The following is a 12,441-nucleotide window of genomic DNA, read 5'->3' as shown; positions in this document are numbered from 1 at the left end:
CATGATCGTCATAGCCTTTATTTGTACCCTTATAGGGGGCATTATTTTTGTTATTACCCTATTTAAACCACGTCATAAACTGGTACAAATAGCAAGTTATCTGCTGTTTTTATTGGGTGTATGGGCGGTTTCGCCAGTCAATAATTTACGCCAGCCCAAAGTTGTCAGCTCGTCACAAGTTGTCTATCGATTTGACGAAAACCGTTATCTGCTATTAACCGGTTACCGTTGCCAAGGTCAACTCTATTTTATTGACGATAAAGAACAAGTTTATTACCTTTTATCTGCCGGCTTTCGGGAAATTTATACCGAACCCTATCGACACCCTGCTAAAAACTATATTTCTATCCCTTTATCGGATCTGTCTGCGATTAATACTTCTATTGACGGGGGGCGTTCATTTCGAAACATCCATATAGCGGATGGGTACTGGCTAGGCGATCATGATTCTCCCCAATACGATGTAGTTAATGACCAAGCCTTTATTTTAGCTAAAGATGGCAATTTACATGCCTCGGAACGCCCCTTTGGAACCAAAGCACCCTATATGTTATCAAAACGGGATCAACATAAAAAAATATTAGGTCGCAGCCAAATCATTCCCGACACCATTCCCCCTATTCCTGATGACTACACTGGCTGGGACAAAATGCAATGCGATTTTGATGACAATGACACAATTTTGCCCGATAACCACCCCTTGTTAGAAGTCTTTCAACAATGGTTAGGCACCGCCAATTAAGGATTAAACGGATGAAAAAAAAATTAATAACATTATTTATTACGCTGGTTGTGATACCGGTCGGTTCGGTGGTCATTTTGTCGGATATTGCCCCCTTCCCCCCGACCGAACCCATGCCGCTAATGCCGCCTAAGCCCGAACCGCGCGACGGGTATCAACTTTTTTATAGCTTTGCCCGAAACGGTGAAGTGCTGGATGATTCATTCTATTATGTCAGCACCAAACGGCAAGTAATTTACCGCTATGATGCTGACCGCTACCTTGAACTGCAAGGCGAAAATTGCAGTGGGCATATTTGGTTTCATGACGATAAAAATGATATTCACACCTTAATTCAAAAACGGTTTTATACCGCCTATGACTTACCTAAATATCACTATTACAACCCCGGCAAGCAGTATATTGCCATTCCTACCCAAAATTTAACCGACTTTGCCATGTCCGTTGATGGCGGGCGGCATTTTATTACAGCCAGAGTATCGCCCATGGCAGCGGTACCCGGTGATGAAGTCGATTTTTTTATTGGTGTTGATGATTCGCCTATTGAGGACACTTTTTTTGATCCAATAAAAGGTGATATACCGCTTACTATCTCAGGCAATACCGGCTATTTTGTGTTAAAAAATGGCGAGGTAATATTTGGTGAATCCTATCGCTATAACAAAATTGATTATGGACATGGGTTAAAAATGTACCCCGTCTATTATCCTTCCGCAGCCTTTTCTGATAAACGAATTAAAGGCGGCTCAAAATTCGGTGCATTTTCCCATCTTATGGATAATCAGGAATACAAAAATCGGATTTATTCAATTAAAAACATCCAACCCGAACCTTACCAAGGGTGGGATAAAATTCGTTGCGAAGTCGGGGCGGAAAAATAATCATGTTAATCGTTGCCCTTATCTGTACCCTTATAGGGGGCATTATTTTTGTCATTACCCTATTTAAACCACGTCATAAACTGGTACAAGCAGCAAGTTATCTGCTGTTTTTATTGGGCGTGTGGGCGGTTTCGCCAGTCAATAATTTACGCCAGCCCAAAGTTGTCAGCTCGTCACAAGTTGTCTATCGATTTGACGAAAACCGCTATCTGCTATTAACCGGTTACCGCTGTCAAGGTCAACTCTATTTTATTGACGATAAAGAACAAGTTTATTACCTTTTATCTGCCGGCTCTCGGGAAATTTATACCGAACCCTATCGACACCCTGCTAAAAACTATATTTCTATCCCTTTATCGGATCTGTCTGCGATTAATACTTCCATTGACGGGGGGCGTTCATTTAAAAATATTCATTTAGGCGTTGGAAACTATTTAGGTGATCATGATTCTCCTCAATATGATGTGGTCAATGACCGGGCCTTTATTTTAGCTAAAGATGGTACATTGTTTGCATCAGAACAGCCATTTGGTTACAGAGGATGGGATATGCTAACTAAACGAAATCAAAAAAATAAAATAATAGGTCGCAGTCAAATGATTCCTGACACTATTCCCCCTATTCCTGATGACTACACTGGCTGGGACAAAATGCAATGCGATTTTGATGACAATGACACAATTTTACCCGATAACCACCCCTTGTTAGAAGTCTTTCAACAATGGTTAGGCACCGCCAATTAAGGAACAAACGGATGAAAAAAAAATTAATAACATTATTTATTACGCTGGTTGTGATACCGGTCGGCTCGGTGGTCATTTTGTCGGATATTGCCCCCTTCCCCCCGACCGAATCCATGCCGCTAATGCCGCCTAAACCCGAACCGCGCGACGGGTATCAACTTTTTTATAGCTTTGCCCGAAACGGTGAAGTGCTGGATGATTCATTCTATTATGTCAGCACCAAACGGCAGGTGATTTACCGCTATGATGCTGACCGCTACCTTGAACTGCAAGGCGAAAATTGCAGTGGGCATATTTGGTTTCATGACGATAAAAATAATATTCACACCTTAATTCAAAAACGGTTTTATACCGCCTATGACTTACCTAAATATCACTATTACAACCCCGGCAAGCAGTATATTGCCATTCCTACCCAAAATTTAACCGACTTTGCCATGTCCGTTGATGGTGGGCGGCATTTTATTACAGCCAGAGTATCACCCATGGCAGCAGTACCCGGTGATGAAGTGGAATTCTTTATTGGTGTTGATGATTCACCAATTCAAGGAATTTATAGCGAACCAGGAAAAAGAAACGCACCTATTACGATTTCAGGCAATACCGGCTATTTTGTGTTAAAAAATGGCGAGGTGATATTTGGTGCATCCTATCGCTATAACAAAATTGATTATGGGCACGGGTTAAAAGAGTACCCAATATATTATCCTTCCGCCGCTTTTTCTGATGAACGGATTAGAGACGGCTCTAATTTTGGTGCCTATGATAGGCTTATTGATAATCAGGAATATAAAAATCGGGTTGAGTCAATTAAACATATCCAACCCGAACCTTACCAAGGGTGGGATAAAATTCGTTGCGAAGTCGGGGCGGAAAAATAGTCATGTTAATACTCGCCCTTATCTGTACCCTTATAGGGGGCATTTTTTTTGTTATTACCCTATTTAAACCACGTCATAAACTGGTACAAGCAGCAAGTTATCTGCTGTTTTTATTAGGCGTGTGGGCGGTTTCGCCAGTCAATAATTTACGCCAGCCCAAAGTTGTCAGCTCGTCACAAGTTGTCTATCGATTTGACGAAAACCGCTATCTGCTATTAACCGGTTACCGCTGTCAAGGTCAAGTCTATTTTATTGATGATAAAGAACAGGTTTATTACCAATTAGCGGCTCACTCACAACGAGTTTATACCGAACCTTATCGGCACCCTGCTAAAAACTATATTTCTGTTCCTTTAGCTGATCTGTCAGCTATTGATACTTCTATTGATGGCGGACGTTCCTTTAGAAGCATCTATTTAGCGAATGGGTACTGGTTAGGCAATCATGATTCTCCCCAATACGATGTGGTTAATGACCAAACCTTTATTTTAGCTAAAGATGGCAATTTGAATGCCTCGGAACGCCCCTTTGGAACGAAAGCACCCTATATGTTATCAAAACGGGATCAACATAAAAAAATATTAGGTCGCAGCCAAATCATTCCCGACACTATTCCCCCTATTCCTGATGACTACACTGGCTGGGATAAAATGCAATGTGATTATGATGCCGACGATACAATTTTACCCGATAACCACCCCTTGTTAGAAGTCTTTCAACAATGGTTAGGCACCGCCAATTAAGGAACAAACGGATGAAAAAAAAATTAATAACATTATTTATTACGCTGGTTGTAATACCGGTCGGCTCGGTGGTCATTTTGTCTGATATTGCCCCGTTCCCCCCGACCGAACCCATGCCGCTAATGCCACCTAAACCCGAACCGCGCAACGGGTATCAACTTTTTTATAGCTTTGCCCGAAACGGTGATGTACTGAAAAAATCATTCTATTATGTCAGCACCAAACGGCAGGTGATTTACCGCTATGATGCTGACCGCTACCTTGAACTGCAAGGCGAAAATTGCAGTGGGCATATTTGGTTTCATGACGATAAAAATAATATTCATACCTTAATTCAAAAACGGTTTTATACCGCCTATGACTTACCTAAATATCACTATTACAACCCCGGTAAGCAGTATATTGCCATTCCTACTCAAAATTTAACCGACTTTGCCATGTCCGTTGATGGTGGGCGGCATTTTATTACGGCCGAAGTATCGCCCATGGCAGCGGTACCCGGTGATGAAGTGGAATTCTTTATTGGTGTTGATGATTCGCCTATTGAGGACACTTTTTTTGATCCAATAAAAGGTGATATACCGCTTACTATCTCAGGCAATACCGGCTATTTTGTGTTAAAAAATGGCGAGGTAATATTTGGTGAATCCTATAATTATGACGATATTGATTATGGTAAAGGGTTAAAAGTGTATCCGATATATTATCCTTCTGCAGCCTTTTCTGATAAACGAATTAAAGAAGGCTCAAAATTCGGTGCATTTTCCCATCTTATGGATAATCAGGAATACAAAAATCGGGTTGAGTCAATTAAACATATCCAACCCGAACCTTACCAAGGGTGGGATAAAATTCGTTGCGAAGTCGGGGCGGAAAAATAGTCATGTTAATCTTTGCCCTTATCTGTACCCTTATAGGGGGCATTATTTTTGTTATTACCCTATTTAAACCACGTCATAAACTGGTACAAGCAGCAAGTTATCTGCTGTTTTTATTGGGCGTGTGGGCGGTTTCGCCAGTCAATAATTTACGCCAGCCCAAAGTTGTCAGCTCGTCACAAGTTGTCTATCGATTTGACGAAAACCGTTATCTGCTATTAACCGGTTACCGCTGTCAAGGTCAAGTCTATTTTATTGATGATAAAGAACAGGTTTATTACCAATTAGCGGCTCACTCACAACGAGTTTATACCGAACCTTATCGGCATCCCGCTAAAAACTATATTTCTGTTCCTTTAGCAGATCTGTCTGCTATTGATACTTCTATTGATGGTGGGCGTTCCTTTAGAAGCATCCATTTAGCGGATGGGTACTGGCTAGGCGATCATGATTCTCCCCAATACGATGTGGTCAATGACCAAACCTTTATTTTAGCTAAAGATGGCAATTTGCATGCCTCGGAACGCCCCTTTGGAACCAAAGCACCCTATATGTTATCAAAACGGGATCAACATAAAAAAATATTAGGTCGCAGCCAAATCATTCCTGACACCATTCCCCCTATTCCTGATGACTACACTAGCTGGGACAAAATGCAATGCGATTTTGATGACAATGACACAATTTTGCCCGATAACCACCCCTTGTTAGAAGTCTTTCAACAATGGTTAGGCACCGCCAATTAAGGATTAAACGGATGAAAAAAAAATTAATAACATTATTTATTACGCTGGTTGTGATACCGGTCGGCTCGGTGATCATTTTGTCGGATATTGCCCCGTTCCCCCCGACCGAACCCATGCCGCTAATGCCGCCTAAGCCCGAACCGCGCGACGGGTATCAACTTTTTTATAGCTTTGCCCAAAACGGTGAAGTGCTGGATGATTCATTCTATTATGTCAGCACCAAACGGCAAGTAATTTACCGCTATGATGCTGACCGCTACCTTGAACTGCAAGGCGAAAATTGCAGTGGGCATATTTGGTTTCATGACGATAAAAATAATATTCACACCTTAATTCAAGAGCGTTTTTATACCGCCTATGACTTACCTAAATATCACTATTACAACCCCGGTAAGCAGTATATTGCCATTCCTACCCAAAATTTAACCGATTTTGCCGTTTCGGTTGATGGGGGACAACATTTTATTATTGCTGAGGTTTCACCCATGGCGGCGGTACCTGGTGATGAAGTGGAATTCTTTATTGGTGTTGATGATTCACCAATTCAAGGAATTTATGACGAACCAAGAAACTATAATACTCCTATTACCATTTCGGGCAATACTGGTTATTTTGTATTAAAAAACGGCGAGGTAATATTTGGCGCATCTTATCGTTATAACAAAATAGATTATGAGCAAGGCTTAGGAAATTATCAAATTTATTATCCTTCCGCCGCTTTTTCTGATGAACGAATTAGAGATGGCTCTAATTTTGGTGCCTATAGTAGGCTTATTGATAATCAGGAATATAAAAATCGGGTTGAGTCAATTAAACATATCCAACCCGAACCTTACCAAGGGTGGGATAAAATTCGTTGCGAAGTCGGGGCGGAAAAATAGTCATGTTAATCATTGCCTTTATGCCCCCCTTGCAGGGTGCAGGATTTTTGCCATTACCCTATTTAAACCTTGTCAGTTAGCAACTAACTATTTAATTCCACGGGTTATTATTGACTTATAGAACAGAGGCATAAAAAAGGAGGCTTAAGCCTCCTAAACGTGTTGGATATATATTCTAGTTATAATGAGTAGAAATGAATACTATTATCTGTTTTCACTCGACTATTTCATTTGAAACAGTGACATGCTTTGCATGCTCATAAAAGTATACTGTGCTGCTTGTAAATTAGCTTGAAGCATAACGTATTCTGAAATAGCATCGTACCAATCTACATCTTCAAGTTGGCTAATTTGCGTTTCAAACTCAATATCTAGCGTTTTACCCAGTGTTGTTAATCTTTCGACTTCTTGTAATACTGTTCCGCCTTTAGCTCTAAGGGTCGAAACATTATCAAATGAGTTATCAACACCACAACTTGCTTTAGATAAGCCTTCACGATATTGCTTAATGGTATCTTCATTATTGTCATCTAAATCGAGCTTTAACGCGTCAAGCGCATAATCGATACTCGCAAATAGATTACTTTCTGCTGGCGATCCGTCTGGCAACTTAACGGTAGAGCCTGTCATAAAGGCTTCAAGACCGGTAAAACTGAGTGGAACTTCGCGTGAATCATCAATAAAAATATTAATTGTGGTGGTACCACCGACATAACTCACTTCGCCAGATTCACTAACCACAAAAGGAGGCGTATCATTTTTATTACCGGCAAACAGATAATTGCCGTTAGTGTCTTTTGAATTGGCTAACGCGACAAGCTGATCTTTTAAACCTTGTAATTTATTTGCCAAATCACGTCGGTTTTCATCATTTAACGTTTCATTACCGGCATAAACCAATGTTTCTTGAATACTTTGTATAACAGTATTAACTTCTTTTAAGATAGTATCTTGACGACTAAGTGACTTATCGGTACTTTCACGCGCGGATTGAAATTGGTCGTTTCGAGATTGCGCTTGTTTTAATATTAATGATTGTGATGCGCCCATAGGATCATCAGAAGGCGATAAAATCTTTTTACCCGTTGCTAAATGTAACCCCGATTTTTGCCATTTATTGTTGGTGTTTAAAATACTATTTAAATTTTTTTGATACATTGAATTGGTACTTACACGCATTTTTTATCCTTTTATCACTTCGCTAAACCTAAAATAGTGTCAAATAGCGTTGTTGCAACATCAATAACTTTAGCATTTGCTTGATAATACTGCATATAAACTTGCATAGAGATATACTCTTCTTCAATATTTACGCCCGATATTGATTGATTTTGTTCGTCAATCTGCTGCGTTATATTTTGGCTTGATTGTGCCGAAATTTTAGCGGTTTGAGTTTCACTACCAATATAGTTAACTAACGTGGTATAAGCGCTGTTTAAGGTCGTTGTACCGTTAATTAATTTTTCATTTTGTATGTCTAATAATTTGCTCACATTGCGGTTATCACCCGCACCGTTTTCTTCATCATTAATTCCGGTTGCCAATTTATTCACATCTGTCACTAACAATGCTAATGACGATGCGATATCAGCAACAGGTTTAATTAAAAACGAGTCCCCTTTCACCGCATTACCCGTTATTTCAATTGATAAACCATCAAACATTAGTTTGCCATCTTCAATTTGAGGGGTAATAGTTTGATGATCAGACAGTCTTGTCACAACCCAATCAGTACCATTAAATTCAATTTTATAATCCGAGGCTTTAACTTCGGTGACTGAATCAAAATTGATTTTAGCGGCAGCATTACCTTGATTTTTAGCATTGGTGATACTACTTGGTTGACGGTAATCAAACATTTTTTCACCGGCATGACCATTGATATCCACGCCAGACATATGTACTTCATTGAAACGCTCAGCTAAATTAAGTGCAATTAAGCCCAATTGGTTGCGAGCTTGAGAAAGTGGTCCATCACGAAAAGTTAATAATCCATTTAATCGGCCTGATGCGATATTTTGACTTGTCAGTTCTTGAGTCGCACCAGAATTATGCGTGTAAACAATTGTATTTATTGCAGGATCTTGTTGTGACGGTTGAACAGATAGTAAGTTCACCGACGATCCCTGCACTAAACTTAAACCGTTAGCTAACGACAGATTATATTGTCCATTTTGCTCCGTCACGGTAATTCCTATAATTTCGCTCAATTCATTGACCAGCTGATCACGCTGATCAAGCAAGGCATTAGGTTCATTACCACCACTCACGGCCTGTAATTTTGAAATTTTTTGATTTAATTCGGCAATTTGCTCTAAATAAGTATTAACCTGAGCGACATTATTCGTTAATTCAGTATTGATATTGGCAATTTGATTTTTAAGATTATTTTCGGTTTTATTAAATTGTCCAACCAACGACGTCAAATTACTGATAACCGATTGTTTTGTCGAGGCATCACCCGCATTTGACGTAAGCTTATTTAAGCTAGAAAAAAGATTATTAATTTGCGATGAAATGCTGTTTTCATTTTCAGCTAAAAGATTATCAACTTTTGATAATTCATTATAATATGATTTAATCGATCCATTTTGTGATTGCGATTGTCGCAATTGCCCAACAACAAATTGGTTAAATGCACGATTTACCGCTGTCACTGAAACCCCATTACCGACAAAACCAAAATGATGATGAGTACCATTTGCCTGCGTTAATATCTGTTGTTGGCGATTATAGCCTGCGGTGTGGGCATTACTGATATTATTGCTAATTACATTAAGCATATTTTGCGCTGCATTTAATCCACTAATTCCAGTATTCATCAATGAATTTGCCATTAAAAAACTCCTTAATATAACTTAGTTAATAACATCATGATTATTTGTAAACTTAATTTTTATATCGGCACAATTCATTAAAGCTTTAATCATTTTTGCTATTTTTTTTGAATTTTTATTTTTTTATTTTCAATTCAGCAGATTTTTTTTGATTCATGCCTGTCATAATATAACGATAGGATTAATTTTGTTTAACTGGCTTAGCCTGTTTTAAAAAATCAATGCCAGTCATATTGTTTTCATCCTCAATATATTGTTGTGCCGATTTATTTAAAATTAAAATACTGATTCGTCGATTGGCATCTTTACTATAATGTGGATTGTTTAATCCCACGGTATCAGCAAGCGCAACAATACGAATAATTTTATTTTTATCTAATCCACCTGCAATAAGTTCTCGTCTTGATGAATTGGCTCGGTCAGCTGATAACTCCCAATTACTATAACCTCTATCACCAGTGACATATTGACGTTCATCGGTATGACCCGATAAGGTTATTTTATTAGGTAATGAATTTAAAATAGGTGCTAAGGCATGCAAAATGCTTTGCATATCAGGATGTATAACCGCACTGCCTACATTGAACATCGGTTTATCATCTGATGCCAGAATTTGAATACGTAACCCCATTTCAGTGAGTTCAATAATCAAATTAGGCGCTAATTTTTTTAGACGAGGATCGAGTTCAAACATTTCAAAAATTTTACGTGCTGTTTCAATCAGCTGGATCTTTTCGAGTTGTTTTTTTTCAAATTCGCTTTGTTGTTGTTGATTGGCAATATCGTTTTTTTCTTCACCCAGTTGCTGAGTGACATCATCACCACCGCCAGGTATCGGGCTTTCACTATCACTGATATTTTGACCGCCATTTTGCCCCATAAGTAACGGTGTTCTAAAATATTCAGCAATTCCTTGTAGTTCCTGCGGCGTTGATTTTGCGATTAACCACATAACTAAAAACAGCGCCATCATGGCGGTCATAAAGTCAGCATAAGCGATTTTCCACGAACCACCATGATGCCCTTCTCCATGCCCTGACTTTTTGCGAGTAATAATTCTTATTGAGTTATCTTTCATTGTTAATTATTTTCGGTTGAGTTGGCATTTTTATCTTTCACGTCTTGAATATATTTTTCCAATTCAAAGAAAGATGGTCGTTCATCAGAAAATATCATTTTGCGACCAAATTCAATGCAAATTTGTGGCGCATAATCATGCATACTGGCGATCAATATCACTTTGGTACATTCAAGAGTTTTGACCGTGTCTGAATTTCGTTGCTTTAACAATGCAGCTAAAGGCGAAACAAAACCATAAGCCAATAAAATACCTAAAAACGTTCCTACCATCGCATGTGCAATCAGTTCACCCAGTTCACTTGCTGGTCTATCGGCTTGAGCTAGAGTGTTAATGACCCCCATAACGGCAGCAACAATACCGAAAGCTGGTAAGCCATCACCAATACTTGAAATCGCACTAACCGGTTTTTCGAGTTCATGTTCATAAGTTTCAATTTCTTCACTCATTAGGGCTTCGATTTCATAAACATCCATATTGCCACTAATCATCAGACGCAAGTAATCAGTGATAAAATCTAAAATTCGAGGATTGGCTAAAATAAGCGGATATTGCTTAAACAATTCACTTTCATGTGGATTATCAATATCTCCTTCTATCGATAGTGCGCCACTTTGACGGATTTTAGTTAAAATGGTGTACATTAAATTAATTAGCGTTAAATATAATGCTTTATTATATTTGGATGATTTAAATAACTGCCCTAATGCTTTGAGCGTTTTTTTGATCACTTTTTTTTCATTACTGACAATAAAAGCGCCGATAGCCGTACCACCAATAATCAAAAATTCTAATGGCTGAAAAAGTACTGCTAAATAACCACCACTAAGTACATAACCTAATAAAGCAGAGGCAATAACAACAATATATCCTATAATGATTAGCATTGGCTTTCTTCTTTCTCCATAAAATAACAGTAAATAGGACTGATATTCCTAATATTTATTTAACTTGCTAACTGCTTTGCAACCTCTGAATTAAAACCATGAGCGACAGATAGCACTTGCAAACATTTAGCCTGATTTTCTTGATGTGTCTTATGATTTTTTTCTGCCCGTGATGGTGGTTGACATAAGCTACAAACAAAACTGTTGTGTGGTTGGTATGCATGCGTGATAAAACGCCCTTTACACTCTTTACAGCATGATTGTTGCATCACTTTACTTTCAACAAATTTAACTAATATCCAAGCTCGAGTTAATCCTAATACTGGCTCTTCATTATGAGCCGGACATTGTTCAAGATAAAGCTGATAAGCTTTTAAAATCGATTGTATTCCGGGTTTGGTGCCATGTTTCACTAAAAAATGATAAGCATTATAAAAAATACTTGAGTGGATATTCGGTTCCCATGTCATAAACCATGTTGTTGAAAACGGTAACAATCCTTTCGGTGGCGGGCAACCTTGAATTTCTTTATACAGTTTTATCAACTTACCACGACTAAGATTTGTTTCACTTTCAAGCATTTGAATTCTGGCGCCGAGTGAAATTAAACGAATAGCGAGTTGGACTTCTTTATATGATTGAACGATACTTGTACATCTCATCTTAATTACCTACCTACTTATTGATTGAATCTAACAGTAAACTAGATAAAAGAATCCCTGTATGCATCTGTTTAATATCGCTAATCCGAGAATCTTCAGTTAGTTTTTTAATCATTTCTGAATTTTCAAATCGTAATTGAAATGTTAATTGATTTGTTTCAGATAACACTAACATTTGTGATGTAGTTAAATTACTTATTGCGTCAGCAGTTTCTTCATCAATACCTAATCTAAACATCGCCATCGCTTTGTCTTTTTCAAGCATTCGTTGGCATAACAATAATGTTGAAAGATTTAAATGATGTATACATTTAAGAATATCGTCTTCTAGTATATTACCCAATTTAATCACCAATCCTATTTATTTTATTTCGCAGTAAAAAAACAAAAAACAATCAAAATTTATTATTAACTGTTTTTTTACACATAAAATTACATTTTTAAACGAGAAAGGTCAATAAAAAAATCATTTCAATTTATTT

General features: G+C 38.1%; 14 protein-coding genes. 8 read left to right on the top strand and 6 right to left on the bottom strand.

All coding sequences use genetic code 11. The annotated features are described in order from the left end of the window. The first annotated feature begins 1 nt into the window (after window position 1). Genes J3U36_RS08925 through J3U36_RS08890 form a run of 8 tightly spaced genes read left to right on the top strand, consistent with a single transcriptional unit; the run spans window position 2 to window position 6,495 of the window. On the top strand, window positions 2-742 hold the full coding sequence (locus J3U36_RS08925; protein WP_267385883.1) for a hypothetical protein: 741 nt from the start codon (window positions 2-4) through the stop codon (window positions 740-742). Window positions 743-753: 11 nt separating this feature from the next. Beyond that, entirely contained in the window at window positions 754-1,623 is an 870-nt protein-coding gene (locus J3U36_RS08920) for a hypothetical protein (protein WP_267385882.1), read from the top strand. A 2-nt stretch (window positions 1,624-1,625) separates the two neighbouring features. After that, window positions 1,626-2,366, top strand: coding sequence for a hypothetical protein (locus J3U36_RS08915; protein ID WP_267385881.1), 741 nt, complete (start codon window positions 1,626-1,628; stop codon window positions 2,364-2,366). A gap of 11 nt (window positions 2,367-2,377) precedes the next feature. Beyond that, complete coding sequence (locus J3U36_RS08910; RefSeq protein WP_267385880.1) at window positions 2,378-3,247, top strand: hypothetical protein; 870 nt, start codon at window positions 2,378-2,380, stop codon at window positions 3,245-3,247. Window positions 3,248-3,249: 2 nt separating this feature from the next. Then, entirely contained in the window at window positions 3,250-3,990 is a 741-nt protein-coding gene (locus tag J3U36_RS08905; RefSeq protein ID WP_267385879.1) for a hypothetical protein, read from the top strand. Between the two features lie 11 nt (window positions 3,991-4,001). After that, entirely contained in the window at window positions 4,002-4,871 is an 870-nt protein-coding gene (locus tag J3U36_RS08900) for a hypothetical protein (protein ID WP_267385878.1), read from the top strand. Between the two features lie 2 nt (window positions 4,872-4,873). Beyond that, window positions 4,874-5,614 (top strand): hypothetical protein, encoded by a 741-nt coding sequence (locus J3U36_RS08895; RefSeq protein ID WP_267385877.1) that lies wholly within the window; start codon window positions 4,874-4,876, stop codon window positions 5,612-5,614. 11 nt (window positions 5,615-5,625) lie between these two features. Then, window positions 5,626-6,495 carry a hypothetical protein gene (locus J3U36_RS08890; RefSeq protein ID WP_267385876.1) on the top strand — a complete coding sequence of 290 codons (870 nt, stop codon included), beginning with the start codon at window positions 5,626-5,628 and terminating at the stop codon, window positions 6,493-6,495. A 222-nt stretch (window positions 6,496-6,717) separates the two neighbouring features. Here J3U36_RS08890 and flgL read toward each other — a convergent pair whose 3' ends face one another. The 6 genes from flgL to flhD all read right to left on the bottom strand — a co-directional run bounded on the left by flgL (window position 6,718) and on the right by flhD (window position 12,293). Next, complete coding sequence (gene flgL / locus J3U36_RS08885) at window positions 6,718-7,674, bottom strand: flagellar hook-associated protein FlgL (protein ID WP_267378514.1); 957 nt, start codon at window positions 7,672-7,674, stop codon at window positions 6,718-6,720. Window positions 7,675-7,688: 14 nt separating this feature from the next. Continuing rightward, window positions 7,689-9,332 carry a flagellar hook-associated protein FlgK gene (flgK, locus tag J3U36_RS08880; protein WP_267378511.1) on the bottom strand — a complete coding sequence of 548 codons (1,644 nt, stop codon included), beginning with the start codon at window positions 9,330-9,332 and terminating at the stop codon, window positions 7,689-7,691. 181 nt (window positions 9,333-9,513) lie between these two features. Next, entirely contained in the window at window positions 9,514-10,410 is an 897-nt protein-coding gene (motB, locus tag J3U36_RS08875; protein ID WP_267360993.1) for a flagellar motor protein MotB, read from the bottom strand. 2 nt (window positions 10,411-10,412) lie between these two features. Beyond that, window positions 10,413-11,297, bottom strand: coding sequence for a flagellar motor stator protein MotA (gene motA, locus J3U36_RS08870; RefSeq protein ID WP_065558125.1), 885 nt, complete (start codon window positions 11,295-11,297; stop codon window positions 10,413-10,415). A 59-nt stretch (window positions 11,298-11,356) separates the two neighbouring features. After that, window positions 11,357-11,959: a flagellar transcriptional regulator FlhC gene (gene flhC / locus J3U36_RS08865; protein WP_267378508.1), complete on the bottom strand. Its 603-nt coding sequence runs from the start codon at window positions 11,957-11,959 to the stop codon at window positions 11,357-11,359. Between the two features lie 13 nt (window positions 11,960-11,972). After that, window positions 11,973-12,293, bottom strand: a complete 321-nt coding sequence (gene flhD / locus J3U36_RS08860) for a flagellar transcriptional regulator FlhD (protein WP_411590504.1) — start codon at window positions 12,291-12,293, stop codon at window positions 11,973-11,975. Window positions 12,294-12,441 lie beyond the last annotated feature (148 nt).

The organism is Gilliamella sp. B3817 (assembly GCF_026536705.1).
Classification (GTDB): domain Bacteria; phylum Pseudomonadota; class Gammaproteobacteria; order Enterobacterales; family Orbaceae; genus Gilliamella; species Gilliamella apicola_I.
This window is presented reverse-complemented; position numbering and strand designations above follow the sequence as displayed.

Bases quoted from the DNA above. Each gene is read 5' to 3' on its own strand.
- flgK (WP_267378511.1), bottom strand. From the start codon at position 9,332: ATGGCAAATTCATTGATGAATACTGGAATTAGTGGATTAAATGCAGCG.
- motA (WP_065558125.1), bottom strand. From the start codon at position 11,297: ATGCTAATCATTATAGGATATATTGTTGTTATTGCCTCTGCTTTATTA.
- J3U36_RS08890 (WP_267385876.1), top strand. From the start codon at position 5,626: ATGAAAAAAAAATTAATAACATTATTTATTACGCTGGTTGTGATACCG.
- J3U36_RS08920 (WP_267385882.1), top strand. From the start codon at position 754: ATGAAAAAAAAATTAATAACATTATTTATTACGCTGGTTGTGATACCG.
- J3U36_RS08915 (WP_267385881.1), top strand. From the start codon at position 1,626: ATGTTAATCGTTGCCCTTATCTGTACCCTTATAGGGGGCATTATTTTT.
- J3U36_RS08925 (WP_267385883.1), top strand. From the start codon at position 2: ATGATCGTCATAGCCTTTATTTGTACCCTTATAGGGGGCATTATTTTT.
- motB (WP_267360993.1), bottom strand. From the start codon at position 10,410: ATGAAAGATAACTCAATAAGAATTATTACTCGCAAAAAGTCAGGGCAT.
- flhC (WP_267378508.1), bottom strand. From the start codon at position 11,959: ATGAGATGTACAAGTATCGTTCAATCATATAAAGAAGTCCAACTCGCT.
- J3U36_RS08900 (WP_267385878.1), top strand. From the start codon at position 4,002: ATGAAAAAAAAATTAATAACATTATTTATTACGCTGGTTGTAATACCG.
- J3U36_RS08910 (WP_267385880.1), top strand. From the start codon at position 2,378: ATGAAAAAAAAATTAATAACATTATTTATTACGCTGGTTGTGATACCG.
- J3U36_RS08905 (WP_267385879.1), top strand. From the start codon at position 3,250: ATGTTAATACTCGCCCTTATCTGTACCCTTATAGGGGGCATTTTTTTT.
- J3U36_RS08895 (WP_267385877.1), top strand. From the start codon at position 4,874: ATGTTAATCTTTGCCCTTATCTGTACCCTTATAGGGGGCATTATTTTT.
- flgL (WP_267378514.1), bottom strand. From the start codon at position 7,674: ATGCGTGTAAGTACCAATTCAATGTATCAAAAAAATTTAAATAGTATT.